The sequence below is a fragment of the Nocardiopsis sp. L17-MgMaSL7 genome (genome assembly GCF_003182025.1).
In the GTDB taxonomy this organism is placed as follows: Bacteria; Actinomycetota; Actinomycetes; order Streptosporangiales; family Streptosporangiaceae; genus Nocardiopsis; species Nocardiopsis prasina.
Genome location: NZ_QGTF01000014.1, coordinates 88045 through 114152 on the forward strand (window position 1 = coordinate 88045; position 26108 = coordinate 114152).

Genomic DNA, 26108 nt, shown 5'->3' on the forward strand with positions numbered 1-26108 from the left:
TCCTGTGGATCAGTCCAGGTCGGTGCGGCGCCTGCCGGCGAACAGTGCGGCGACGCCGGCGGCGGCGGTCAGCAGACCGGCGACCGCCGGGACGACCGCGCCCGCTCCGGTGACGGGCAGGGTCGGCGGAGTGGTGGGCGGGGTGCTCGGGCTCTCCGACGGGCTGGCCGAGGGAGACGGGCTCTCACTCGGGGAGGGCGACGGGCGCGTCGGCTCGCTCGGGCTGGGCGAGGGTGACGGGCCGGGGCTCTCCGGCGGGTTCGGTGAGGGCGGAGTGCTCGGGTATCCGGGGGTCGGTTCCGGGTAGCCGGGAGCCGCATGGCCCGGCTCCGGTTCCGCGTACCCGTCCGGTGCGTATCCGGGCTTCGGCTCGGGCTTCGGCTCGGGCTCCGCGGCCAGCCCGGACTCCGGGGCAGCGTGCCCCGAGTCGTCCCGGGGCTCGGGTTCGGCGTACCCGTACCCGCCCTGGGGCTCGGGTTCCGCGTACCCGTACCCGCTCTGGGGCCGGTCCTCCCGGCTGTCCGACCCCGGGGCGGGTCCCTCCGCGGTCAGATCCTGGCCCGATGGTCCGCCCTCGGCCACGAACCCGCTCTCACCGTGCGGCGCCGGAGCCGGGGTGTGTCCTTCGGCGGCCACCGCCGATCCCCACCCCCAGAAGAGGGGGACGGCCACCACGGCCCCCGCCGCCGCAGTGGCCGCGGCGCGCAGGGCGCCCCCGCCTGTCGTGCCGAGCCGTGCCTGATCGCGCCGACTCGACTTCTTAATGTGATCAGTCATGTACCCATTGTGATCACTTCTGTGTGCGGATGCTCCCACCGGCACGACAACGAAAGTGGAAAACAGGGCGAGAGTCATGAAAGGGGCCGTACCCGAACGGGTACGGCCCCACGTGTGCGCGGCGGGAGAGGCTCAGCTCAACTCGCCCAGTGCCTTCTCGGCCTCGGCCAGCCAGGAACGGCGGGCCTCCAGGGCGGCCTCGTGCTCCTTGATCCGGCGGGCGTCGTTGTTGGCCCGGGCCTTCTCCAACTTGGCCTCAAGGCCCGCGATCGCCGTCGACAGCTGGTCCACGGTGTCCTTCGCGCGGGCCCTCGCCTCGGGGTTCGTGCGCTCCCACTCGGCGTCCTCGGCCCGGCGCACGCCGTCCTCGATCTGCCGGAACGCGCCCTCCAGCTGGTCGCGCACGTCTCGCGGCAGGTCGCCGGCCTCCTCCCAGGCCTCCTGGAAGTCGCGCAGGCGGGCACGGGCCCGGCGCGGGTCGGTGATACCGGGGATCTCGGCCCTGGCGTCAGCCAGGATCCGCTCCTTGGCCTCCGCGTTCACCCGCAGCTCCGCGTCGCGCTCGGCGAAGGTCGCGTTGCGCGCGTCGAAGAACGTGTCCTGCGCGGCCTTGAACCGGGTCCACAGCTTGTCCTCGCTGGCCCGGTCGGCCCGGCCCGTGGCCTTCCACCGCTGCATCAGGTCGCGGTAGGCGCGTGCGGTGGGCCCCCAGTCGGTGGAGCCGGACAGCGCCTCCGCCTCGGCGACGATGCGCTCCTTCTCGGAGCGCACCCCCTCCCGCTGCTGGTCCAGGTTGGCGAAGTAGGCCTTGCGCCGCTTGGAGAAGGAGTTGCGCGCGGCGGACATCCGCTTCCACAGCGCCTGCTCGGTGGGGCGGTCGGCCCGGGGGGCCTTCTTCCACTCCTCGATGAGCTGGAGCATCCGCTCGCCGCCGGACTTCCAGTGAGTGGTCTCCGTGGCGACCCGCTCGGCCTCCGCGACGATCCGCTCCTTGACCTCGCGGGCCTGGCCCCGGGCCTCCTCCTGCGCCTGCTTCTGCTCGACCTTGCGCTCCTCGGCGCGGCCGGACAGCGCGTCCAGTCGGCCGATGAGCGAGTCCAGGTCACCGACCGCGTTCGCGTCGGTGATCGTGGAACGCAGCTTGTCGATGGTGGTCATCGCGGCGGAGGCGGACAGGTCGGTGCTGCGGAGCCGCTTCTCCAGCAGCTCCACCTCGGTGACCAGAGAGTCGTACTTGCGCCGGAAGAAGGCCAGGGCCTCCTCCGGGGCGCCCGCCTGCCACGATCCGACGACCCGTTCGCCTTCACCTGTGCGCACATAGACCGTGCCGTCATCGTCTACGCGGCCCCAAGGGTCCGTGGTCACCGTGTCCTCCTGCTGTCATGAACCCGGCCGGTCGCGGTCGGGTTCGGGTCGTCGCGGCGGTACCGCGCCTGTTCGTGATGGGAACCACCGTGCACCAGCACGATATCCATACGATTCGGCGGACAACGACGCGCCGTGTCTCACGTCAACGCAGTCCGGGGGTTCTGGTCCCGCTGCCGTGCCGTCGGCCGGGCCCGTCTCCCGCCTCTGAAGAGGAGGCGCAGGTCGAGGGCCTCGATCAACTCGACGACGCTGACCAATATGGCACTACCACGCGCCCAGGCAAAGAGCAGGGGCGCGCGCGGTGATCGAATGGTGATCAAACGCGTTCTCGGACGAACCCGCCGGTTCGCCCGCCCTGACCCGGCTCGGTAGGCTCTGCGGCCAGGGGACCCGTGCTCCGGCCGAGGTCGGAGGGTTCCCGGACAGCCGAAGCCACCAGGACAGGACGACAGCCGTGCTCATCGCCGCGCTTCCCACCGGGCCCCTCTCCGCGAACTGCTACGTGCTCGCACCCGCTCCCGGCGGCGCGTGCGTCATCGTCGACCCCGGACAGGGCGCGGCACCACAGGTCGCCAAAGCTCTGGCCGAACACGACCTCGCACCGGCCGCGATCCTGCTCACCCACGGCCACTTCGACCACGTCTGGTCGGCCGCCGAACTCAGTGAACTGCATGACGTACCGGTGTACCTGCACGGGGCCGACCGCGGTCTGCTCACCGAACCGGCCGCTGGCGTCGACGCCGGGTTCGCCGCGCAGCTCGAGATGCTTCTCGGCCCCGGCCCCTTCAGCGAACCCGACCAGCTGGTCGAGGTGACGGACGGCCAGACCCTCACGACGGGCGGGATGGAGTTCACCGTCGAGCACGTCCCCGGCCACACCCCCGGATCGGTCGTGTACCTCACGCGCACCGGGGACGGGGTGCCGGTCATGTTCGCCGGGGACCTGGTCTTCGCGGGGTCGATCGGACGCACCGACTTCCCCGGCGGCGACGGCGACGCGATGAACGCCAGCCTCGCCCGCACCGTCCTCGGACGGGGAGACGACACCCAGATCCTCCCCGGCCACGGACCCGCCACCACGGTGGAGCGGGAGCGCACCACCAACCCGTACCTGCGCGGGGTCACGGGCTGACCCCCGCCCGCCGTCGTATTCCAGGGGACCGGCCGGTGTCGTTGGCGGTAGGATTCCAGTTGTTCAAGGGGCGACGCCCCGCCCCCGCCGGACCCGGTCTCGGGCTCCCCGGCATCCTCGCTCAGCCGCGTAGTTAGTGGACTTGGTAACTCATGCATCGTTACAGGACTCATTCGTGTGGTCAGCTCCGTAAGGAGCACGTCGGGCAGCAGGTGCGCCTTTCTGGCTGGGTGCACAACCGCCGGGATCTCGGTGGTCTGCTCTTCGTCGACCTGCGCGACCACTACGGTGTCACGCAGCTCATGGCCCGCCCCGAGTCCCCGGTGTTCGAGGAGCTCAGCCGCATCTCCAAGGAGTCGGTGATCCAGGTCACCGGCGTGGTGGCGGCGCGCAGCGCGGAGAACGTCAACCCGAACCTGCCCACCGGTGAGATCGAGATCGAGGCCACGGACGTGGAGGTCCTCGGTACCACCGAGGAGCTGCCGCTGACGGTCTTCCCCGAGGACAACACCTCGGAGGAGCGCCGTCTCACCTACCGCTTCCTCGACCTGCGCCGTGAGCGCATGCACCGCAACGTCATGCTGCGCTCGCAGGTGGTGGCCTTCATCCGCCAGAAGATGACGGAGCTGGGCTTCAACGAGTTCCAGACCCCCATCCTCACCAGCTCCAGCCCCGAGGGCGCCCGCGACTTCCTGGTGCCCTCCCGTCTGCACCCGGGTGAGTTCTTCGCCCTCCCGCAGGCGCCCCAGCAGTTCAAGCAGCTGCTGATGATCGCCGGGTTCGACCGCTACTTCCAGATCGCGCCCTGCTTCCGCGACGAGGACAGCCGCGCCGACCGCTCGCCCGGCGAGTTCTACCAGCTCGACGTCGAGATGAGCTTCGTCGAGCAGGAGGACGTCTTCGAGGTCATCGAGAGCGTCATGACCGACGTCTTCCGCGCGTTCTCCACGGACTGGGAGATCACCTCGCCCTTCCCGCGCATCGCCTACCGCGACGCGCTGGAGTGGTACGGCACCGACAAGCCCGACCTGCGTGTGCCGATGAGGATGCTCGACGTCACCGCGCTCTTCGACAAGACCGACTTCCGCGCCTTCGCGGGCAAGAAGGTCCGGGCCCTGGCCGTCCCCCAGGTGGGCGACAAGCCGCGCAAGTTCTTCGACGGGATCGGCGACTTCGCCGTCGAGCAGGGGGCCAAGGGCCTGGCCTGGCTGAAGGTCGGCGAGAACGGTGAGCTCACCGGTCCCATCGCCAAGTTCGTCACCGAGATCAGCGAGGACCTGCTCCAGACCCTGGACGCCGGTCCCGGGTACGGCCTGTTCTTCTGCGCCAGCGAGGACGAGGCGGAGATCAACCGGATCATGGCGCCGGTCCGCGTCGAGGCCGGGCGCCGCGCCGACCTCGCCGAGGAGAAGGTCTACCGCTTCTGCTGGATCGTGGACTTCCCGATGTTCGAGCGCTCCGACGAGGGCCACGTCGAGTTCAGCCACAACCCGTTCTCCATGCCCCAGGGCGGGATGGACGCGCTGGAGAACAAGGACCCGTTGGACATCCTGGCCTGGCAGTACGACATCGTCTGCAACGGCGTGGAGCTGTCCTCCGGCGCGATCCGGAACCACTCGCCCGAGATCATGTACAAGGCGTTCGACATCGCGGGCTACGACAAGGACGCGGTCGAGGCCGAGTTCGGCGGCATGCTCAAGGCGCTCAAGTTCGGCGCCCCGCCGCACGGCGGCATCGCCCCGGGCATCGACCGGATCGTCATGCTCCTCGCGGACGAGCCCAACATCCGCGAGACCATCGCGTTCCCGCTGAACCAGAACGCCCAGGACCTCATGATGGGCGCCCCGGCGGTCGTCTCCGAGCAGCAGCTGCGGGACGTGCACATCCGTACAGTGCTCCCGGAGCAGAAGAAGAAGTAGCCGGACGGCCCCGGGACACGGGGCCGCCGGACACGAGGCGTCGGCCACCGGAACCCTCCGGTGACCGGCGCCTCTGCTGTATTGCCTGGCCCCTCCCCTCCCCGCGTTGTTAGCCTGGGCCCGTGCAGTACCTCTACTTCCTGTAATCCGAGCCGAGGCGCCCGCCCGCCACGACGTGGCCGCGGGCGCCGGACGTGTGTCCTGACCCCTCCCGGGTCATCCCGTCTGCTCGAGGAGCTCACACGCGCCCCGCCGTCGAACCGTGTTCGCGTTCCGGCCGGGGCGGAGCTCGGTTCGGAGGAACCTTGACCGCCCTCAACCCCGTTTCCGGCCTGCCCGCCGGAGAGCGGGCCCAACTCACCGTGTCCGGCGTCCACCTCGCCCGCGGCGGCCGCCCCGTCCTGTCCGGTGTCGACATGACCGTCACTCCCCGCTCCCGGTGGGGTGTGGTCGGCGAGAACGGCCGTGGCAAGTCGACACTTCTGCACGTCCTGACGGGTGCGCTGGTCGCGGACTCCGGTCGGGTGCGGCGCGTCGGCACGCTCGGTGTCGCCGAACAGGAGATGACCGTCACGGACGGCCGCACCGTCGGCGACCTGGTCGACATCGAACTGGCCGACGCCCGCGCGGCCCTGGCCTCGCTCGACGCCAGCGCCTCGGGCCTGGCCACCGGAGACCCGGAGGCCGCCGAACACTACGCCGAGGCGCTGGACGCGGCCGAGGTGCTGGACGCCTGGGACGCGGACCGCCGCGTGGACCTCGCGCTGGAGCACCTCGGCGCGGTCACCGACCGGTCGCGCCCCCTGGCGGAGCTGTCGGTGGGCCAGCGCTACCGGGTCAGACTCGCCTGTCTGCTCGGCGCCACCCGCGACTTCCTCCTCCTGGACGAGCCCACCAACCACCTGGACGCCGCAGGGCTCGACTTCCTCACTGACCGGCTGCGGGGGCATCCGGGCGGCGTGGTGCTGGTCAGCCACGACCGCGCCCTGCTGTCGGACGTGGCCACGACCGTGCTCGACCTCGACCCGAGTCGGGACGGCGCGCCGCGCGTCTTCGGCGGGGGGTTCGCCGGATACCAGGAGGGCAGGCGCGCCGAGCGGGAGCGCTGGGAGCAGGAGTACGAACAGCAGCGCGCCGAGCACGCCCGGCTCACCCAGGACCTGTCCGAGGCCCAGAACCGGCTGGTCAGCGGTTGGCGGCCGGAGAAGGGCACCGGAAAGCACCAGCGGGCGACCCGGGCGCCCGCCCTGGTCCGCGCCGTACACCGGCGCCGGGACGATTTGGAGGCACACGCGGTCACCATGCCGCCGCCTCCCATGCCGTTCCGGTTTCCGGAGCTGCCCGCACGGTCGGGAACGATCCTGCTGCGGGCCGAGGAGGTCCGCGTCGAGGGGAGGCTGGACCGGCCGGTGACGCTCGCTCTGGAGTCCGGCACCAAGCTGGTCGTCACCGGACCCAACGGCGCGGGCAAGTCGACCCTGTTGTCCGTACTGACCGGGCGGGCCGAACCGAGCGCGGGGCTCGTGCGGACCGCGCGCGGCGCGCGGGTGCGGCTCCTGGAACAGGAGTCGCCGTCGGCCGGAACCCGGCGGGCACACGACGTGTTCACCGCGTACCAGGGTCGCCTCGTCAGCGAGGGGGTCCTCCGCGAGGACGAGACGGTCTCCCTGAGCGCCCTGGGGCTGCTCTCGTCCGTTGACGCGGGCCGATCGGTGCGCGAGCTGTCGACGGGCCAGCAGCGCAGACTCGACCTGGCGCTCGCACTGGCGTCGCGGCCGCACGTGCTGCTGCTCGACGAGCCGACCAACCACCTGTCGATCCCGCTGGTCGAGGAACTCACCGAGGGGCTCGGCGCGACCGGCGCGGCGGTGGTCCTGGCCACCCACGACCGTCAGCTGCGGCGCGACACGGGGCCCTGGGAACGGCTCGACCTCGGGGCCACCGAACCGGTCACGGAGGCCACGCTCGGATAGGGACGGACGGTGGCGGCACGCGGAGCCTTCCGCGTGCCGCCACCGGCGGCGTCAGCGGGTCAGGGTTTGGTGGCGCCGCAGCGCTGGCAGCAGATGTCCTCGTCCTCGGGATTGCTGTGGGTGCAGAGCCGACAGGTCCAGTCGCAGACGGCGTCGCGAAGGGGGGCTCCCGTCAGGGCACGGACGCGTTCAGGATGCATGGTGAGTCCTCGGGGTGGGTGACGAGTTCTCGACTGACCAGTTCGGTGCCCGTAATGACCCCGCTTTGAACGTGCCACATTCGGCCAGAAAGTGAAAATAGGTGATTAACAGGTCAAAAACCTCGTCCGGAATGTGGAAGAGGTCGACACACGGATGCGGCCGGGCCCGTCATCCCCTACCGTTGGGGGCGAATCACCCTCCCACGCCGAGGTACGCACGTGTCCGGGAGTGAACACGGAGCGTTGACGGGGCCCGCCCCAAGAGAGGGCACCGTGGGAGCGGAGTGCATTTCTGCGCCGCCGAGTCACACGAGCGTAACGATTCACGCCCTGGGGTCGGTAGGGTACGGCCTTCCGGAGTGGAACCGGCCGTGACCCCATCACGTTGATGGACCATGAGGGTCCGTGTTCGACGAGGTGGCGCAGCCGACGGGAGGCGGGCGCCGGTGGAGCGGCCTCGGTTCCCTCCCCGGACCGGTCCCGTTCCGGACACTACAATGAGCCGAATCGGTACGTTCCAGGGGTGACCGCGCCTGACGCGGGTGTGACGTCCGAGCCGACATGAGGATGAGTCATACGTGAACGGAAAACGCGCTTCAGGCGGTGGCTCCGAGAACGCACTCGCGGAGGCGTTCCGGCATGCCCCCGAGCCCATGGCGGTCACCGGGACCGACGGCGCGATCCAGCACGCCAACCGCGCGCTCACCGAGCTCTTCGGCCGGGACGCCGCCGAGCTCACCGGACGCCCCTGGTTCGAGCTCCTGGACTCCGCTGACGTCGAACAGGGCACCGGAGCGCACCAGGACGCGCTCGCCGGGAACTGGCACCGCCGCTCCCGGCTCCGCCTGGCCGTCACCGACAAGTCCTCCAGACTGGCGGAGGTCCGGCTCCGCCCCGTCGACGGCGACGCCGACCTCGTGCCCGACGACCCCTCCGACGCGGCCGTGGTCGTCCTCCTGCACGTGCTCTCCACCGAGGAGACCGACCTCCGGGTGGTCGGCGAGCTGCGCACCGACAACTCCGACTCCGTCCTGTGGAGCCTGGACCTGAGCAACGGGCGACTGCGCGAACTCTTCGGCCCCACCCCGCTGGGCGGACTCCTGGCCGGGAACGACCGCGAGCTGGAACGCATCCTCGAACGCATCCATCCCGACGACAACGCCCGCGTGCGCGACGCCATGGCGGCCTCGTTCGCCGGTCGGGACTACGAGCAGCGCTTCCGGATCTTCGACCGCCTCGGCGACGAACGCTCCCTGCACGTTCGGGCCCGGTTCGTGCCCGGCCAGCCCGACCGGCTGGTCGGGATCATCGACGACGTCACCGAACACGTCCAGCTGGTGCGGCGCCTGGCCGACCGCCGCCGCACCGAGGCCGAACACGGCCGCCTGGTCACCGAACTCTCCTCCAAGCTCGTCTCCGCCACCACCGTCGACAAGGTGATGGACCTGCTCAGCGAGGAGTTCCTGCCGATCTTCGGCGGCGTCTACGCCCTGGCGCTGTACGTCGAGGAGGGCCTGCTGCGCACCTCACCCAGCGCCAGGGAGCGCGGGAACACCCACCGCATAGACGGTCGACGGGCCGACGACACCGACTTCCCCATGGGCGCGGTCATCCAGGACCGCCAGCCGCGGTTCTTCGAGAGCCGCGCCGAGATCGCCAGCCGCTTCCCGGCCGCCGTCGACCTCATGCGCTCGGCCCGCGGCCAGGCCTGGGCCACCGTCCCGATCTTCGGCGACGGCAAGATCGCCCTCGGCGTCTGGCAGATGGTCTGGGACCGGCCGCACCACGCCAGCCGCGACGAACGCGCCCTCATGCTCACCTTCGCGGGGCTGGCCGGACAGGCGCTCCAGCGGATCAAGGCCCAGCAGGCCGAGCTGGAGCTGGCCGACGCCGTCCAGCGCCGCATGCTGCCCCGCCAGGTGGCGAGCTTCCCGGACATGGACATCGCCACCAAGTACCTGCCCTCGCGCGCCGAGTGGCGGATCTGCGGCGACTTCTACGACGTCATCGAGCTCCCCGACAACAAGGTGGGCCTCCTGGTCGGCGACGTCCAGGGCCACGGCGTCGAGGCGGCCGCCGCCATGGGCCAGATCCGTGTCGCCTTCCGTGCCTACGCCAGCAACCAGTCCGACCCCGGCGTCGTCCTGGGGGAGACCAACCGGCTGCTCACCGAGACCGGCGAGATCGTCTTCGCCACCTGCGGCTACCTCGTGGTGGACCGGGCGAGCGGGGTCATGCAGGCCGCCTGGGCGGGCCAGCCGCCGGCCGTGCTCGCCACCCAGGGCACCTACGAGCTGTGGTCGCCCGAGACCGGGCCGCCCCTGGGCGTGCTCGCGGACACCGAGTACACCGTCACCACCCGGGTCCTGGCGCCCGGCACCACGCTGCTGCTCTGCTCCGACGGGCTCGTGGAGAGCTCCGACGTCACCATGCAGGACGGGCTGGCCCAGGTGGGGGAGGCGCTCGCCCAGCACGGGGAGGACCCCAACGCCGCCGCGCAGGTCCTGGCCGAGATGGCTCCTGCGGGTCGGGGCGACGACATCGCCCTGCTCATCACCCGGATGATCCCGCGCGCCACGCCCCCGCCCGAACAGGCCGAGAGCCCCGAGAACATCTCCGTCCACCAGGGCTGAGGGCCGGCCCCGGCCGCGGCCACGAACGTGCTCGTCCTCGCCTACCCTGGGTGTGTGTCCGAAACACTGTTCGACGATGCCGGGGCCGAGGCGGCCAAGGGGCAGGAGCCGCTGGCCGTACGCATGCGGCCGCGCACCCTCGACGAGGTCGTGGGCCAGCGCCACCTCCTGGGCGAGGGCAGCCCGCTGCGCCGCCTGGTCGAGGACGACGCGCCCATGTCCGTGTTCCTCTGGGGGCCGCCGGGAACGGGAAAGACCACCCTGGCCACCGTGGTCAGCCGCGTCACCCGGCGCAGGTTCGTGGAGCTCTCGGCCGTCAACGCCGGGGTGAAGGACGTGCGCGCGGTCGTCGAGGAGGCCAAGCGCCGCATGGGCATGAACGGGACACGCACCCTGCTGTTCGTGGACGAGGTGCACCGCTTCAACAAGACCCAGCAGGACGCCCTGCTGCCCGCGGTGGAGAACCGCTGGGTCAGCTTCATCGGCGCCACCACCGAGAACCCCTTCTTCTCCGTGGTCAGCCCTCTCCTGTCCCGGTCGCTACTGCTCTCCCTGGAGTCCCTGGACGACTCCGACATCAGGGCCCTGGTGGACCGGGCGCTGACCGACGAACGCGGGCTGGACGGCAGGTACACCCTCACCGAGGAGGGCGCCGAGCACCTCATCCGGCTGGCCGGGGGAGACGGCCGCCGCTCACTCACCTACCTGGAGGCGGGCGCCCTCGTCGCGGGGCCGCCCTCCGCCGAGGGCCCGGTGGAGATCACCGCCGAGCACGTCGAGCGAGCCGTTGACCGCCACGCCGTGCGCTACGACCGTTCCGGGGACCAGCACTACGACGTCATCAGCGCCTTCATCAAGAGCATGCGCGGCTCCGACCCGGACGCCGCCCTCCACTACCTGGCCCGCATGATCGAGGCGGGGGAGGACCCCCGCTTCATCGCCCGGCGCCTGGTGGTGCACGCCAGCGAGGACGTCGGCATGGCCGACCCCACCGCCCTCCAGACCGCCGTCGCGGCCGCCCAGGCGGTGGAGCTGATCGGGCTTCCCGAGGCCCGGATCAACCTGGCCCAGGCGGTCATCCACATCAGCCTGGCCCCCAAGTCCAACGCGGTGATCACCGCCATCGACGAGGCCATGGGCGACGTCCGCGCGGGACGGGCCGGTCCCGTCCCGGCCCACCTTCGCGACGCCCACTACAAGGGCGCCGCCGACCTCGGACACGGCAGGGGGTACCGCTACGCGCACGACCACCCGGGCGGGGTGGCCCCGCAGCAGCACGCCCCCGAGGGGCTCACCGAACGCGAGTACTACCGTCCCACCCAGCACGGGGCCGAACGTCGCTTCACCGAGATCCTCCAGAAGATCAGGAGCGTCCTCAAGAGCGAGGGATAGACCCACGACGGCCCCGGCGCGGTGCGCCGGGGCCGTGTCACGGGGAGGGGACGGTCACCGTCCGCCCCCGCTCAGTCGGAGAACAGCTCCACGACCTCCACCACCTCGCGGGGCCCCTCACCCTCCGACTCCTCCGCGAAGGTGATCTCCACGATCATCACCGGCCCCCAGGACAGGTAGTCGACGAAGTCGTTCCCGCTCAGGTCCCAGGTGCCGCGCGCCTCCTCGTCGAGGAAGACGTGCTCGGGTGCGGCGCAGAAGCGGGCGCACTTCACCTCGGCGTCGGGCCGGATCACCGCCTCACCCGGGTCGCCCGCCTCCCGCCACTGCTCCGCCCAGGCCTCGTGGCTCGGAATCCCCTGGTTGCGCGGGATCTCGTCGTCCCGAGTGACCGGCGTGTACACCCAGGTCCGCTCATCGACCCCCGCCTCCGGCTCCGCCTGCTCCGAGGGGTCGAACCGGACCACCAGCGTCCCCGGGTCCTCCTCCTCCGCGGCGGGCTCGGACTCGGGTGCCTCCGAGGCCTCGTCCGCGACCGGGTCGGCCTCGGCGCCGTCGCCGACCATCTGGGACAGGCCCCAGACACCACCGCCGACGAGCGCGGCGGCGACCGAGACGGCGCCCACCAGGAAGAGGGTGCGGGTGGGACGGTGGTTGCCCATCCGGCCCTCCAACCGGATCACCTCGGGCACCCGCGCGGGCGGCTCCACCGCGTGCCACTCGCGTTCGAGGAGACGGCTGATCTCCTCGCGGCCACCGGTCGGGGCGCCTCCCTCCTCGGAATCGGACCCCTCCGCGTGCCACACGGCGATGACCGCTCCGGTCACCTCTCGCAGGCTGGGCCGACGGTCCGGATCGGGGTCCAGGGCGCGCCCCACGACCGGGCGCAGACCCTGCGCAAGCCCGTCGAGGGCGAAGTCCCCGGCGGCCACCCGCTCGGCGATCTCCTCGGGCTCACCCGGGCCGAAGGGCAGACGCCCGGTCCCGGCGAACGCCACGACGGCGCCCCAGGCGAACACGTCCGCCGCGGGCGACGGCGCCCCGCCCAGGTACCGCTCGGGGCTCAGCCAGGTGGCACCCGAACCGCGCAGCCGTTCCGCCTTCGGTGCGATCGCGCACTCCATGATGTGCGGTCCGTGCGACTCCAGCAGGATCTCGCTGGGACGCAGCGATCCGTGGGAGACCCCGCGGGCGTGCAGGGCCGACAACCCCTCGGCCAACGCGGTGGCCAGCGCGATCAGCTTCCCGACCCCCACGCCGCCACGCCTGGTCACGTAGTGGGACAACCGCTGCCCGGCCAGGTAGGGCATGGACAGCCACGGCGGGTTGGCGTCCGGGTCGAAGGCGAGCGGCACGACGACCCGTTCCGGGTCGACCTGTGACAGGTTGCGCAACCTCCGAGCCAGCGCGGGGTAGACGTCGGGGGACTCCAGCTCGGGGGACCGGAGCAGCTTCACGGCGACCAAACGGTCGCCAGCGGTGGTGGAGGCGGTGTCCACGGCGGCGTACACGGTGCCGGTGGAACCCTGCCCCAGTCGTCCGAGGACGAGGTAGGGGCCGATCCGCGACGGGTCGTCCGGGTAGAGGGGGGCCAGGTCCGGGGGTACCAGTACGGAGATCTCACGCGGAGAACGGGGGCTCATGGGTGTCCTGTCGGTGCTTCTGGGCCAGCGAGGGGCTGCGGGGCGTGCCCTGGTGTCCGGACATCGTAGTGAAGAACCATCTCTGCGGTGATTCTCGCCGACGCTCGCCGGTCCGTCGATCCCCGAGGGTCCCGAACCGGACCTCTCGGACACATGACCCTCCCCACTGCCTGCCACACCGTGGCGCGCCCACGCGTGCCGACACCGGACGCGATAGGGTCAGCCGAAACCAGCCGCCTCGGCCCTCAGTGGCAGCGGCGGCGGACGCGGATCGGGAGCCCCGACCCGGCGCGATCGCTGGCCCCCGTACCCGCCCAAGGCGTCCGGTGCGCGCCCGAGCGCGCGCGGACCCGTTCGCACACCCTCGAAGCAACCCTCTATCTGCCCTACGGAGCCTTCATGCTGACCGGAGGAGAGGTCGCCGCGCTCGTCGCAGCGGTGGTCTGGGCGGTGCTGGCCACGTTCATGTGCGTGGCGCTCGTCAAACTGATCAAGCTCATCAACGAGACCACCAAGGTCGTCTCCGAGGTGGGGGACCGGACCCCGCCGCTGCTGGACGACGTGGCCTCCACGGTGGAGCGCACCAACACGTCACTGGAGCGGGTCGAGGAGATCACCGCCAACGTGCAGGCCTCTTCGGAGGACGTGTCCACCATGACCGCCCTCACCCGGTCGGTGTTCACCGGCCCGCTGGTGAGGATCGCCTCGTTCTCCTACGCCGTCCGTCAGGTCCTGGGCCGCCGCAAGGCCCTGGCCGTGATGCGCGGCCGCAAGCGGAGGGAGAACCGTTGATCGGGCGACTGTTCTACCTCGCGGCCGGTGCGGCGATCGGCGGCTACGCGGTGCACCGCGTGCACCGGGCCCGCCGGGCCATGACGCCCGGCGGCATCGCCGACCGGGTCGAGGGCCGGGTCAGCGAGTACCGGGGCGCCCTCCAGGAGCTCAACGAGGACCTCGCGGAGGCGGTCCGGGAGGAGGAGGCGGAGCTGTTGCGCCGCTACGCGCCCGAGCCCCATTCCCTGCGCTCCGCAGACCCCGACTCACCGGGACTCCGCGACCGCGGGTAGCGGCTGGCCGTATTGGGCACAACCTGGGGCAACGAGGGGAACCGGTCGGGCGTCGAATCCGTCGGATCGTTACGTCGCAATCGCGAACCGATGCTCTCGGACGCGCGTCTGTAGGGTTGACGAACCAGTGCAACACGTGAGGAAGCGCCATGTACCCGCCACAGCCGCCCCAGGGTCCCTACTCCGGTGGTCAGGACCCCTACAACCAGGGACAGCCCGGCTACCCCGGCGTCCCGCAGGGGCCGCCCAAGATGCCCGGGACCGCGATCACCGTGCGCGTGCTGATGTTCATCGGCGGTGTGTGCGGGCTGCTCTTCGGCGGCCTCGTCCTGCTGATGGGGCTGATGGCCGGCGGTGACAACGAGTTCGGCGAGGGTTTCGCCGAGGGCGTCCAGGAGACCGGGGTCAACATCGACGCCGCGGAGATCGTCGCCGTCATGGCGATCCTGGGCGGCGTCATGCTCGTGTACGGCCTCGTCTCCACCGCCCTGGCCTCGTTCATGGGTCGGCGCAGCGGCGGCATCCTCTGGTCGATCGTCGTCTTCCAGGCCCTGGCCGCCCTCCTGCTGCTCGTCAACATCTTCACCGGAGCCGTCGGATCGTTCATCCCGCTGCTCTTCGCGATCGGCATGATCGTCCTGATGGTGGTTCCGGCGACCCGCGCGTACTACAAGCCCGCGCCCGCCGGTCACTACCCCGGTTACTGAGATCCGGGGCGGAACCCCCGCCCCGGCACTGCTCTCTCCGGGTCTGTCTCTGTCGAGATCCTCCCGCTGTCCACACGATTCCTCAGAGAGGACCAAGGTGTACCCCACGCCTCCCTCAGGCCCCCAGCAGCCCTACGGTCAGGGCCAGCCGCCCCAGTACCAGCAGGGCCCGCCCCAGCACCAGCAGGGCGGCTACGGCTACCCCCAGCAGCCGATGCAGCACGGCCACGGCCCCGGCCAGCCCTACGGAGCGCCCGGCGCCCCGCCCCCGCCCCCGCAGTTCCACGGTTCGCCCGGAGTCCCCGACACGGTGCCCGGCCCGGCCACCACCGTCCGCGTGCTGATGTTCATCGGCGGTCCGGTCGGCATCCTCCTCGGCCTGACCATCGGCGTGTTCGTCGCGCTCGGCGTGGGCTTCGGCGCCGCGGCCGGGACCGCGTCCGAGGCGAGCGGCGCCGAGGTCGCCGGGGTGGTGGGCGTCCTTGGTGCCCTCGGAGCCTTCTTCGCGCTGATCCCCCTGGTCTACGGCATCGTCTCGACGACGCTCGCCGCCAAGATGGGCAAGCGCACGAAGGGCGTCTACTGGGGCGTCGTCGTGTTCAACATCGTCTCCGCGCTCCTGCTGGTCCTCAACGTGGTCAGCGCGCTCGCCATGGAGGGTGCGCCCACCTCCCTGATCCCGCTGGCCTTCCACGCCACGATGACCGGGCTCATGTTCGCCCCGAAGGTGCGGGAGTTCTACGGCGTCTGAGGCGCCTCGTCACGGCCCGCCGACACGGCAGGGGAAGCGTGACCACCGATGAGGGGCCCGGCGGGAGACCGCCGGGCCCCTCGGCGTTCCCGCACCCGGGCCCGGAGCCCTCGCGGGCGGCCCATCGGGGATGCGTCGGTGGCCAGCGGCGATAGCCTTGGAATGGCCGGACCGCCGCCGTTGTCATCAACGGTGCGGGTCCTCGGCGGCCACTGCAAACCATGCGCGCAGACGTGGCGGTCCCCTCTACGATGGGCCCCTACCGACCACGCGTGACCACGGTCCCACCCAGGGACAACCCCGCCGCCACCGGGCGGCGGAGCCAAGCACAGGAGGGCATCAATGGAGACGGCAGAGATCGCGCGCCGCTTCCTCAGTTTCTTCGAGAAGAACGGACACACCGTGGTGCCCTCGGCAAGCCTGATCGCCGAGGACCCCACGCTGCTGCTGGTGCCAGCAGGCATGGTCCCCTTCAAGCCCTACTTCCTGGGTCAGCGCACACCCTCCTACGACACCGCCACCAGCGTCCAGAAGTGCATCCGGACCAAGGACATCGAGGAGGTCGGCAAGACCTCCCGTCACGCCACCTTCTTCCAGATGCTGGGCAACTTCTCGTTCGGTGACTACTTCAAGGAGCGGGCGATCCCGCTGGCGTGGGAGCTCGTCACCACCCCGGTGTCCGAGGGCGGCTTCGGGATCGACCCCGAGAAGCTGTGGGTGACCGTCTACCTCGACGACGACGAGGCCGCGTCGATCTGGCGCGACAAGGTCGGCGTCCGCCCCGAGCGCATCCAGCGCATGGGCATGGAGGAGAACTACTGGGACATGGGCGTGCCCGGTCCCTGCGGCCCCTGCTCCGAGATCTTCTACGACCGCGGCCCCGAGTACGGCGTCGAGGGTGGTCCCGAGGCGGACGAGAACCGCTACATCGAGATCTGGAACCTCGTCTTCATGCAGTACGAACGGGGTGAGGGCTCCGGCAAGGACTACCCGATCCTCGGCGAACTGCCCAGGAAGAACATCGACACCGGTCTCGGTCTGGAGCGCCTCGCGGCGGTCCTCCAGGGCGTCGACAACATCTACGAGACCGACATCATCGGCCGCGTACTGCACCGCGCCGCCGAGCTGACCGGCACCACCTACGGTGGCGACCACGACCAGGACGTCATGCTCCGCGTGGTCGCCGACCACGTGCGCAGCGCCGTCATGCTCGTCGGAGACGGCGTCAAGCCCGGCAACGAGAAGGCCGGGTACGTCCTGCGCCGCATCCTTCGCCGCTCGATCCGCAACCTGCGGCTGCTCTCGGGCACCGACTCCTTCTTCCTGCACGACCTGACCGAGGTCAGCATCGACGCGATGAAGGACATCTACCCGGACCTGCTCGACAAGGCCGACGTCGTCCACGGCGTGATCGACAACGAGGAGCGCAACTTCGCGGACACCCTCCGCGCGGGCACCACGCTCTTCGGCCGCGCGGCCGAGCGCACCCGCGCCGCGGGCGGCACCGAGTTCTCGGGTGTGGACGCCTTCCAGCTCCACGACACCTACGGCTTCCCCATCGACCTCACCCTGGAGATGGCGGCCGAGCAGGGCCTCAGCGTGGACGAGGGCGCCTTCCGTGAACTCATGCAGCGCCAGAAGGACACCGCCAAGGCCGACGCCAAGGCGAAGAAGCTCGGAAACGCCGACATCTCGCTCTACGCGCAGATGCACGAGAACGCGGGCAACACCGAGTTCCTGGGCTACACCGAGGCCGAGAGCGACTCCCGCGTCAAGGGCATCGTCGTGGACGGCGAGGGCGTCCCCGCCGCGCGCGCGGGCGACAAGGTGGAGATCGTCCTGGACCGCACCCCGTTCTACGGGGAGAGCGGCGGTCAGCTCGCCGACACCGGCACCCTGACCGTCGACGGGCGCGGCGTGGTGGACGTCGAGGACGTCCAGAAGCCGCTCCCGGGCCTGTTCGTGCACCGGGGCACCGTCCGCTCGGGAGAGGTCGTCCTGGACGACACCGTGCACGCGGAGATCGACACTGGTCGCCGCCACGCCATCGAACGGTCCCACTCGGCCACCCACCTGATCCACTCGGCGCTGCGCAACGCGATCGGCCCCTCCGCCGGACAGGCCGGTTCGGAGAACCGCCCCGGCCAGCTGCGGTTCGACTTCACCGCCGACAACGCGCTGGGCGGACAGCGCCTGGCCGAGGTCGAGGAGGAGGTCAACACGGTCCTCGCCGGCGACATCGCGGTCCAGACCGAGGAGAAGAGCCTGGACGAGGCGCTCAAGATGGGCGCCCTGGCCATGTTCGGCGAGAAGTACGGCGACCGCGTCAGGGTCGTGGAAATGAGCGACTACTCGGTCGAGCTCTGCGGCGGTACGCACGTCGGCTCCACCGCCAAGCTCGGCATCGTCAAGCTGCTGGGGGAGTCCTCCATCGGCTCGGGCGTGCGCCGTGTCGAGGCGGCCGTGGGCGTGGACGCGTTCAAGCGTCTGTCCAAGGAGTCGGCTCTGGTCGGACAGCTCTCCGAGCAGCTCAAGACGCCTCGGGAGGAACTGCCCGAGCGGATCGACACGATGGTCTCGCGGCTGCGCGTCGCCGAGAAGGAGATCGAGAAGCTGCGCGCCGCCCAGGTGCTCCAGGCCGCGGGCGACCTCGCGGCGGGCGCGCGCCGACACGGCTCGGCCCGGGTCGTGGCCGCCGAGGCGCCCGAGGGTGCCAGCGGTGACGACCTGCGCAAGCTGGTCCTGGACGTGCGCGGACGCCTCGGTGAGGACGAGCCCGTGGTCGTGGCGATGACCGCCGTGCCCAAGGACCGTCCCGTCGTGGTGATCGCCGCGAACAAGGCCGCGCAGAAGGCCGGGATCAAGGCGGGCGACCTCGTGGGTGTCGCGGCCCGCGCCCTCGGCGGCGGTGGCGGCGGCAAGCCCGACATCGCCCAGGGCGGCGGCACCGACGCGAGCAAGGTGGACGAGGCCCTGCGCGCCGTGGAGGCGCGCGTCGCGGGCGCCTAGGCGCCTTGGCGACGGTCGGTCCGACCGCGCCCCGTGGGGCCCTGGAGGTCCCGCGGGGTGCGGTCGCCTTTCCGCCACTCCGAACGGGTCAATCACCCTGAGTTGTCGAACCTGTCCGTACAGTTTCGTTATGTGACCAAGCTGACGGTTCCCGCATCGCCGGGACCCGATCCGACGCACGATGCCGTCGGACGACCCGGTGACACCCGCCCGGGCCCGGCGCGTGACCGCTGTGACCTACACTCGGACGGTACGCGTGCGCCCCGGTCCCCGTTGACACGGCCAGACCCGAGGCCCGTGGCCCGGTCCCCGCGCGACCGGGAGCGTTCCACGGGTCAGGCTGCGCACCGTCATCGAATCGGGCATACTGTGGCGCGTCACAGCCGATCACATGGCTGTCTGCGCGGAGATTCCCGCGATCCAGCTGATGAACAGGACCACCGTGTTGAGGATTTCCCAGCAGCGGTGCTGTGCCGTCGACGGTACGGCCCGCGCGAGCAGCGCCCCCAGGCAGGAGGAGGCGTCCTCGTGAGACACGGTGTGCGCCTGGCGATCGATCCGGGCAACGCGCGTATCGGCGTCGCCGCCAGCGACCCCAGCGGCGTGCTGGCCAGCCCGGTCGAGACCATCCCACGGGGCAGGGGCGACGTGCAGCGCATCGCCCTCCTCGTACTGGAGAAGGAGGCCCGCGAGGTCGTCGTGGGCTACCCTGCTTCACTGTCCGGCCAGGAGGGACCGGCGGCCCGGTCCGCGCGCGAGTTCGCGAACACTCTGGCCCGACTCCTCGCCCCCGTCCCCGTCAGGCTCGTGGACGAACGACTCACCACGGTGACCGCCCAGGGACAGTTGCTCTCCGGCGCCTCCTTCGGGAAGAAGGGTGCCAAGGGCGGCCGAGCCCGCCGCTCGGTCATCGACCAGGCGGCCGCCACCGTGCTCTTGCAGAGTGCCTTGGACCAGGAACGGTCGACAGGCCATCCCCCGGGCGAGATCGTCCATGCCAGCCAGGGAGATTCATGACCGACAGGGATGACTACCCCGATCCCTACCGTGGCCGTGCCGACCGCGAGGGCGGCTACGACTACGACCCGCTCTCCGACCCGCTGCCCGCGCAGCCGCCGTCACGCGGCCGTCGGGCGCGCCCCGAGCCCCAGTCCGGCCCCTGGACCGAGCAGCCCGGTACAGGTGAGTTCGGGCACACCGGACCACCCGCCGGCGATGTCCGCGCCCCCCGGTACGCGGCCCCCGCCCCCGGGGAGGGCGACACGAGCAGCCGGACCGCGCCCGCCCCCGGACGCCGCCGCAGGGCCGAACCGCCCGAGGACGAGGCACCGTGGAACGGCGAACCGCAGTCCGCCGGTCCCCGGCGCTTCGGTGCCGCCGACGCCCTGCGCGGCGGCCGTGCCGCACGCGGCGGACAGGCGCCCCAGCACCCCGAGCAGGGGTCCCCCTCGGACACCGGAAGCCATCAGCGGCCCAGCGCCGACGCGACCCAGGACGCCCTGGCGGCCCTGGCCAACCTGGGTGGCGCACAGAACCCTTCACGCGGGACCCCCCAGCCGCCCGCGGACGCCCCCGCCCAGGAGCAGCCCCCACGCAGGGCCCGGCGCGCACGCGCCGAGGAGCCCGCCGAGCCGCGCTCCGCCTTCTGGGGCGACGACGCCGACGAACCCGCCCCCGCATTCCACACGGATCCCCCGGAAGAGGAACCCCAGGGCCGCAGGGGCCGCCGCAAGCGCGCCCAGGAGACGCAGCCCGAGCCCGTGCGCGACACGGGTGCCTTCCGCGCGCTGGAGCCGGAGGACGAGGAGCCCACGGGGCGTCGCGGTCGGCGGCGCGCCCGCCGTGCCGCGGAGGAGGAGCCCGAGGACACCGGGGCCTTCCGGGCACGCGAGCCCGAGTACGAACCGGAGCCCGAACCGGAGCCCGAGGAGCCGGCCGGCCGTCGCGGTCGTCGCCGCGCCCGCCGTGCCGCGGAGGAGGAGCCCGAGGACAGCGGGGCCTTCGCCGCAGTGCCGGTCACCGACACCGGGGCCTTCGCGGAGCTGTCCAACCTGGACGAGGACGAGCAGCACCTCACGGACACCGGTTCCTTCCTCGCACAGGAACCGGAGGACGAGGAGCCCAAGGGACGTCGCGGTCGTCGTCGCGCCAAGCGGGGGCGCCGGGCCGAGCCCGAACCCGAGCCCGAGGTCGAGGAGGAGCCCGAGGAGGACCTCTACGAAGAGGACAGCCTCGAGGACATCGCCGCCTCCTACGGTGACAGCCGTGCCAACCGCAAGCGCGCCAAGCGAGCCAAGGCCGCGCAGGCCGCCCGGCTCAACAAGGGCAAGCCCAAGAAGCGCAAGAAGAGCAAGGGCCTGACGGTCCTGCTCGCCCTGGTCCTGCTGCTCGTGGTCGCGGGCGGCGGTTACGGGGTGGCGCGCACCTACGTGTTCCCGCCCGACTTCTCCGGCGGGGGCGAGGGCGAGGTCGTCTTCGCCATCGAGGAGGGGCAGAGCGGTACCGCGGTCGCCCAGAGCCTCGTGGACCAGGGCGTGGTCGCCAGCGTGCGGGCCTTCACCAACGCGCTCAGCTCCAGCGAGGGCGACGGGCTTGTCCCGGGTACCTACTCCCTGGCCGAGGGCATGAGCGGCGAGGACGCCGTGGCGGCCCTGCTGGACCCGGAGAACCGCCTGGGCGGTCGGGTCACCATCCGCGAGGGGCTCCGTTCGGACCAGGTGCTCCAGCTCCTGGCCGAGAACACGGGGCTGAGCCTGGAGGAGCTCCAGGAGGCGTACGAACAGACCGACGAACTCGGCCTGCCCGACTACGCCTCCGAGGGCCCGGCGGGCTACCTGTTCCCGTCCACGTACCGGTTCGAGCCCGACACCGAGCCCCTCTCGATGCTGCGCACCATGGTCACCCAGTACCGGCAGGTCGCCGAGGAGGTGAACCTGGAGTCCCGCGCCGCCGACCTCGGGTACGACTCCAACGAGGTCATGGCGATCGCCTCCATCGTCCAGGCCGAGAGCGGTCGGGCCGAGGACATGCCGAAGATCTCCCGGGTGGTGCACAACCGCCTGGACATCGACATGGCGCTCCAGATGGACAGCACCTGCTTCTACGCCATCGGCGAGTACGGCATCGCGCTCAACAGCGAACAGCTCAGGCAGTGCCGGGACGACACCAGCGGGTTCGACACCTACTACAGCACCGGGCTGATCCCCGGCCCGTTCGTCGCCCCGGGCGAGGAGGCCATCGAGGCCGCCCTGGAACCGGCGGACGGCGAGTGGCTGTACTTCGTGGCCACGGACCCGGACAACGGCGTCACCGAGTTCGCCGAGTCCCACGAGGAGTTCGAGGTCCTCAAGGAACGCTTCCAGGAGACCTGGGGCGGCGGCAGCGGCGGGGGTGAGGAGTGACGCGCGCGGCCGTCCTGGGCTCGCCCGTGGCCCACTCGCTCTCCCCGGTCCTGCACACGGCCGCCTACGCGGCGCTGGGCCTGGACGACTGGTCTTACGGACTGGTCGAGTGCGACGAGGCGGGGCTGGCTCCCTTCCTCGCCGAGCTGGACCCGTCCGAGTGGGCCGGGCTCTCCCTGACCATGCCGCTGAAGCGGCGGGCCATGGACCTGGCCGACGAGGTCACGGACCTGGCCACGGCCGTCGGCGGCGCCAACACCCTGGTTCGTAGGGGGGCGGGGTGGTCGGCGCTGAACACCGACGTCGAGGGGATCGCCACCGCCCTCACCGAGGCGGGCGTGGCGGTTCCGGCCAGCACGCTCGTCCTGGGCGCGGGGGCCACCGCGGCCTCCGCCCTCGCGGCCCTGCGGGATCTGGGCACGACCGGACCGGTCACCGTCCTGGCCCGTGACACGGCGCGCACCGGCGAGGTCACGGCGGCCGCGGAGCGCCTCGGCCGCCCCGTCCGGGTGGCGCCGCTGGCGGAGATCGACCACCACCTGGACGCCGACCTCGTGGTCTCCACCCTGCCTTCGGGTGCGACGGACGGGTACGCCACTCGGATCGCGGCCTCCCGGGCCGACCTGTTCGACGTGATCTACGCCCCATGGCCGACCGCCGCCGCCTCAGCGGTGGCGGCCCGTGGCGGGCGCGTGGTCGGCGGGTTCCCGATGCTCCTGCACCAGGCCGCCGCCCAGGTCCGCCTGATGACGGGGATCGGGGACGTCCCGGTGGAGGCCATGCGGGCCGCCGGCGAGGCGGAACTCCTCCGGCGCTCCGCCCGGGTGGCCCACTGACCCCCGGGCACGGTGGTCGGGCGGTCGCGGGGTCCTGCTATATTGGGTGTCATCGACTTGGTCCGGTGTGTCTGACACACCGGAGCCGCAAGCGGAGATGATCCTCCCACCTACCGGGCCGCGCCCGTGTGGGTCCCGGTCAGACGATGGGCACGCCGCCCCGAGTTCGTCGGAAACCCGTGTACGGGTTCCGTCGGCCTGGTTCGCGGTCCCGTCGTGAACATCCGGTCGGATCGCCCCGCTTGCACACGCTGGCGGGGTTTTTCGTTTCTGGTGAGACCCCAACGCGGGCGGGTGGCCTGAACAAGCACGGGCGACCCGGTCGAACAGGCCGACCACCACGGGGTGGGCGGCCGGTCCCAGGTAATCCGAGAAAGCTAGGGAGGGGTCTCATCAGCACAGAGCCCCGCATCAATGACCGTATCCGGGTGCCCGAGGTCCGACTCGTCGGACCCAACGGTGAGCAGGTCGGAATCGTCTCCGTGCAGGACGCGCTGCGTCTGGCCCAGGAGTCGGACCTCGACCTCGTCGAGGTCGCGCCGACCGCGCGCCCGCCGGTCGCGAAGCTGATGGACTACGGCAAGTTCAAGTACGAGTCCGCGGTCAAGGCCCGTGAGTCGCGCAAGAACCAGTCGAACACGATCATCAAGGAGATCAAGCTCCGCCCGAAGATCGACCCGCACGACTACGAGACCAAGAAGGGTCACGTCGTTCGGTTCCTCAAGAGCGGGGACAAGGTCAAGGTGACGATCATGTTCCGTGGCCGTGAGCAGTCCAGGCCCGAGCTCGGGCGCAGGCTGCTGGCGCGTCTGGCCGAGGACGTCCAGGATCTTGGCACGGTCGAGTCCCAGCCCAAGCAGGACGGCCGCAACATGGTCATGGTGATCGGTCCGCACAAGCGGCGTTCCGAGCACAAGGCCGAGGCCCGCGCCGCGGCGGGGGACAAGACCCGCCGCGATGAGCGCGACCAGGCGTAAGGCGCCAGGGGAAGTCCCCCACCGCCCGGACGCCGTCAAGGCGACGACCGGGTGGTGGGGTGGGCTGCTCCCGACCAGTCCGTGATGCACCGGTGTGCGACGGGACCCCGCCGTAGTGGCGGAACAATCGCGGTGTCCGCATCCTGTGCGGGTGCCGCGCCGACGGAGTAGGAGACGACGGCGACATGCCGAAGAACAAGTCCCACAGTGGAGCCAAGGACCGTTTCAAGGTCACCGGCTCTGGCAAGATCATGCGCCGCCGTGCCAACAAGAACCACATCCTTGAGCACAAGACCTCCAAGCGCAAGCGCAAGCTGGGCACGGAGGCCGAGCTCGCTCCGGCCGACACCAAGAACATCAAGAAGCTCCTGGGCAAGTAGCACCGGAGCACCCGTCCTCCTTGGCCAGCCCGTGCGCCCGACCCCGTCGGCGCGCTGAGGCGCCCGGAGGACAACCACCTGAAGCGAACGCGGTCGCTGGGTGCGTCCTGGCCGGACCGGTCGGCGCGCCGTGCGCGCCGGAAGAACCAATGAGGGAGTCACTGTGGCACGCGTGAAGCGGGCTCTCAACGCCAAGAAGAAGCGCAAGGTCGTTCTCGACCGGGCCAGTGGTTACCGCGGGCAGCGCTCGCGTCTGTACCGCAAGGCCAAGGAGCAGATGCTCCACTCGATGACCTACTCCTACCGGGACCGCAAGGACCGCAAGGGGCAGTTCCGTCGTCTGTGGATCCAGCGCATCAACGCCGCCTCCCGCGCTCACGGCCTGACCTACAACCGTCTCATCCAGGGTCTGAAGCTGGCCGAGATCGAGGTCGACCGTCGCATGCTGGCCGAGCTGGCCGTCAACGACGAGGCCGCCTTCGCCGTCCTCGTGGAGAAGGCCAAGCAGGCCCTCCCCACCACCGCCGCGGCCTAGCAGGCAGTCGGAAGAACCAGACGGGTAGCGATGGCGAGCCACGAGTTCACGAGTGTCCGGTCACCCAGGATCAAGGGGGTTCGGCGGCTCGCCAAGCGCACCTTCCGTCAGCGCGAGCGGCGCTTCCTCGCGGAGGGGCCGCAGGCTGTACGGGAGGCCCTGGCCGCCGTCAACGGCGGCGACGGGCGGTCCCCCTACAACGGGACCGCCCACGGTGTCGTCGAGGTCTACGCCACGGCGGAGGCCATGCAACGCCACATCGACCTGATGGACGCCGCCCACACAGCGGGCGTGCCCACCCACCGGGTCAGTCTCGACGTGATGTCCGAACTGGCGCAGACCATCACCCCGCAGGGGGTCATCGCGGTCTGCGAGTTCGTCGACGTCCCCTTGGAGAGCGTCTCCGACGCGCGGCTCGCCGTCGTCCTCTCCCACGTGCGCGATCCCGGCAACGCCGGTACGGTCCTGCGCACCGCCGACGCGGCCGGAGCCGACGTCGTCATCTTCACCGACGCCTCGGTGGACCCCTACAACGGCAAGTGCGTGCGGGCCTCCGCCGGAAGCCTGTTCCACCTGCCCGTGGTGGTGGGGGTACCGGTGGCCCGGGCGGTGGACTTCCTGCACGGAGCCGGAGCCAAGGCCTGGGCGGCGGACGGCAGCGGCGACCGCGACCTGCACCAGCTCGCCGACGACGGCGACCTGGACGGCCCGGTCGGCTGGGTCTTCGGCAACGAGGCCTGGGGCCTTCCGGAGGAGATCGTCCAGCTGACGGACGGCGCGGTCAGCGTCCCGATCTACGGCGGGGCCGAGAGCCTGAACCTGGCCACGGCCGCGGCGGTCTGCCTGTACACGACCGCCCGCCAGCAGCGCCGCGCCTGAACCGCCCGAGCGGGTCCGGCAGAACGGCCCCCCGGTCTACGGCGGGGCCGAAAGGTTGGATCCGGCCCCGGTTCTGAGGGTTCTTCAGGGCGTCTCGACGCGGCTTCGGCGGCGTCGCCCCGGACGCGTTCAGCACGCTCTCCGGCGTGGCGGAACCACGCCCGATCGTCACTCCCCGTCACCATTGGGTGGCTGACCCGGCATGGAGTGCCGGGCGGTGTACACGCTCGGTAACAGGTCGCCTCAACCACCCGAAATGCACGTGCACGGGGTTCGAGTGTCGATAGGGTCGGGCCAGTACGACGGTGGTTCACGCGCTTCCGCTTGTCCACCCCCGCCCGACCCCTGTCACGGGTGGGACGGTGCGTGTGTCCGCCACGACACGGCAGGCTTGACGACAGGGCGTGAGCACCGGAGCCCGAACGCCTCGGCGAGCGGGCCCGTGGGCCGACGCGTGTCCGTCCGCCTCGGACGGACGGCGACGGACCGGTGGCCGTCTCCCGGGTTCCGGGTGACGCCGTATCCCGGG

22 protein-coding genes are annotated in these 26108 nt (G+C 71.3%); 17 read left to right on the top strand and 5 right to left on the bottom strand.

Features of this window, described 5'->3' with window-relative positions; genetic code table 11:
- Positions 1–9: 9 nt before the first annotated feature.
- On the bottom strand, positions 10–777 hold the full coding sequence (locus tag BDW27_RS22305; RefSeq protein WP_158543595.1) for an LPXTG cell wall anchor domain-containing protein: 768 nt from the start codon (positions 775–777) through the stop codon (positions 10–12).
- Between the two features lie 132 nt (positions 778–909).
- On the bottom strand, positions 910–2142 hold the full coding sequence (locus BDW27_RS22310) for a DUF349 domain-containing protein (protein ID WP_026129618.1): 1233 nt from the start codon (positions 2140–2142) through the stop codon (positions 910–912).
- A 457-nt stretch (positions 2143–2599) separates the two neighbouring features.
- Between BDW27_RS22310 and BDW27_RS22315 the strand changes: the two genes are divergently transcribed.
- The 3 genes from BDW27_RS22315 to BDW27_RS22325 all read left to right on the top strand — a co-directional run bounded on the left by BDW27_RS22315 (position 2600) and on the right by BDW27_RS22325 (position 7169).
- Entirely contained in the window at positions 2600–3277 is a 678-nt protein-coding gene (locus BDW27_RS22315; RefSeq protein WP_017546574.1) for an MBL fold metallo-hydrolase, read from the top strand.
- Between the two features lie 152 nt (positions 3278–3429).
- Complete coding sequence (gene aspS / locus BDW27_RS22320; protein WP_110051519.1) at positions 3430–5196, top strand: aspartate--tRNA ligase; 1767 nt, start codon at positions 3430–3432, stop codon at positions 5194–5196.
- Positions 5197–5501: 305 nt separating this feature from the next.
- Positions 5502–7169 carry an ATP-binding cassette domain-containing protein gene (locus BDW27_RS22325; protein WP_110051521.1) on the top strand — a complete coding sequence of 556 codons (1668 nt, stop codon included), beginning with the start codon at positions 5502–5504 and terminating at the stop codon, positions 7167–7169.
- A gap of 59 nt (positions 7170–7228) precedes the next feature.
- On the opposite strand, the gene BDW27_RS27590 is transcribed toward BDW27_RS22325, so the two are convergent.
- Positions 7229–7369: a hypothetical protein gene (locus BDW27_RS27590; protein ID WP_169336573.1), complete on the bottom strand. Its 141-nt coding sequence runs from the start codon at positions 7367–7369 to the stop codon at positions 7229–7231.
- 578 nt (positions 7370–7947) lie between these two features.
- Here BDW27_RS27590 and BDW27_RS22330 point away from each other — a divergent pair.
- Entirely contained in the window at positions 7948–10002 is a 2055-nt protein-coding gene (locus BDW27_RS22330; RefSeq protein ID WP_110051523.1) for a SpoIIE family protein phosphatase, read from the top strand.
- A gap of 54 nt (positions 10003–10056) precedes the next feature.
- A complete protein-coding gene (locus BDW27_RS22335; RefSeq protein WP_110051524.1) occupies positions 10057–11394 on the top strand; it encodes a replication-associated recombination protein A in 1338 nt (445 codons plus the stop codon).
- 71 nt (positions 11395–11465) lie between these two features.
- On the opposite strand, the gene BDW27_RS22340 is transcribed toward BDW27_RS22335, so the two are convergent.
- The gene (locus tag BDW27_RS22340) at positions 11466–13037 is read right to left on the bottom strand and encodes a serine/threonine-protein kinase (RefSeq protein WP_110051526.1); all 1572 of its coding nucleotides are present in this window, start codon (positions 13035–13037) and stop codon (positions 11466–11468) included.
- 399 nt (positions 13038–13436) lie between these two features.
- Between BDW27_RS22340 and BDW27_RS22345 the strand changes: the two genes are divergently transcribed.
- The 5 genes from BDW27_RS22345 to alaS all read left to right on the top strand — a co-directional run bounded on the left by BDW27_RS22345 (position 13437) and on the right by alaS (position 18571).
- Positions 13437–13829 carry a DUF948 domain-containing protein gene (locus BDW27_RS22345; protein ID WP_017546580.1) on the top strand — a complete coding sequence of 131 codons (393 nt, stop codon included), beginning with the start codon at positions 13437–13439 and terminating at the stop codon, positions 13827–13829.
- Positions 13826–14104, top strand: coding sequence for a hypothetical protein (locus BDW27_RS22350; RefSeq protein ID WP_110051527.1), 279 nt, complete (start codon positions 13826–13828; stop codon positions 14102–14104). The genes BDW27_RS22345 and BDW27_RS22350 overlap by 4 nt, the downstream gene beginning before the upstream one ends.
- Positions 14105–14253: 149 nt before the next feature.
- Positions 14254–14811, top strand: a complete 558-nt coding sequence (locus tag BDW27_RS22355) for a hypothetical protein (protein ID WP_017546582.1) — start codon at positions 14254–14256, stop codon at positions 14809–14811.
- 97 nt (positions 14812–14908) lie between these two features.
- Positions 14909–15562, top strand: coding sequence for a hypothetical protein (locus BDW27_RS27165; RefSeq protein ID WP_146223288.1), 654 nt, complete (start codon positions 14909–14911; stop codon positions 15560–15562).
- A 342-nt stretch (positions 15563–15904) separates the two neighbouring features.
- The gene (gene alaS / locus BDW27_RS22365; protein ID WP_017546585.1) at positions 15905–18571 is read left to right on the top strand and encodes an alanine--tRNA ligase; all 2667 of its coding nucleotides are present in this window, start codon (positions 15905–15907) and stop codon (positions 18569–18571) included.
- Between the two features lie 387 nt (positions 18572–18958).
- Here alaS and BDW27_RS27595 read toward each other — a convergent pair whose 3' ends face one another.
- Complete coding sequence (locus BDW27_RS27595) at positions 18959–19108, bottom strand: hypothetical protein (protein WP_169336572.1); 150 nt, start codon at positions 19106–19108, stop codon at positions 18959–18961.
- Between BDW27_RS27595 and ruvX the strand changes: the two genes are divergently transcribed.
- From ruvX to BDW27_RS22400, 7 genes are all read left to right on the top strand, one after another.
- Complete coding sequence (ruvX, locus tag BDW27_RS22370) at positions 19100–19588, top strand: Holliday junction resolvase RuvX (RefSeq protein ID WP_017546587.1); 489 nt, start codon at positions 19100–19102, stop codon at positions 19586–19588. The genes BDW27_RS27595 and ruvX overlap by 9 nt on opposite strands.
- Complete coding sequence (mltG, locus tag BDW27_RS22375) at positions 19585–21972, top strand: endolytic transglycosylase MltG (RefSeq protein ID WP_110051529.1); 2388 nt, start codon at positions 19585–19587, stop codon at positions 21970–21972. The genes ruvX and mltG overlap by 4 nt, the downstream gene beginning before the upstream one ends.
- Entirely contained in the window at positions 21969–22808 is an 840-nt protein-coding gene (locus BDW27_RS22380) for a shikimate dehydrogenase (RefSeq protein WP_110051530.1), read from the top strand. The genes mltG and BDW27_RS22380 overlap by 4 nt, the downstream gene beginning before the upstream one ends.
- Before the next feature lie 410 nt (positions 22809–23218).
- Positions 23219–23785: a translation initiation factor IF-3 gene (infC, locus tag BDW27_RS22385; RefSeq protein ID WP_255421507.1), complete on the top strand. Its 567-nt coding sequence runs from the start codon at positions 23219–23221 to the stop codon at positions 23783–23785.
- A 185-nt stretch (positions 23786–23970) separates the two neighbouring features.
- On the top strand, positions 23971–24165 hold the full coding sequence (rpmI, locus tag BDW27_RS22390; RefSeq protein ID WP_017546591.1) for a 50S ribosomal protein L35: 195 nt from the start codon (positions 23971–23973) through the stop codon (positions 24163–24165).
- 163 nt (positions 24166–24328) lie between these two features.
- Positions 24329–24700: a 50S ribosomal protein L20 gene (gene rplT / locus BDW27_RS22395; protein WP_026117095.1), complete on the top strand. Its 372-nt coding sequence runs from the start codon at positions 24329–24331 to the stop codon at positions 24698–24700.
- 30 nt (positions 24701–24730) lie between these two features.
- Entirely contained in the window at positions 24731–25579 is an 849-nt protein-coding gene (locus tag BDW27_RS22400) for an RNA methyltransferase (protein ID WP_017546593.1), read from the top strand.
- Positions 25580–26108 lie beyond the last annotated feature (529 nt).